The following is a 266-nucleotide window of genomic DNA, read 5'->3' on the forward strand; positions in this document are numbered from 1 at the left end:
ATTCACGATCCACGCACCCGGCTTCATCGCCGCCAGCTCCGCCTCGCCGATCAGGGCGCGCGTCGATCCGGTGGACGGCGCGGCGAGGACGATCCAGTCGTAGTCGCCGACCCGCGGCTTCCACGCGTCGGCGGCCAGCGTGCCGTCGCGACCCGAGCGGGTGACCCCCGTCACCTCCACCCCGAACGCCGCCAGCCGCGTGCCGATCAGCCGCCCGATCGTGCCGTAGCCGACGACCAGCGCCCGGCTGCCGTCCAGTTCCAGCT

At 73.7% G+C, this 266-nt stretch carries 1 protein-coding gene; it reads right to left on the reverse strand.

Going from position 1 to position 266, the window contains the following annotated elements; all coding sequences use genetic code 11:
- Positions 1 to 266, reverse strand: a 266-nt coding sequence (locus AC0IYH_RS31935; protein ID WP_471838294.1) for an NAD(P)-dependent oxidoreductase, incomplete at both ends; no start/stop codon positions are given.

The sequence above is a fragment of the Pseudomonas sp. AC463 genome, from assembly GCF_979253585.1.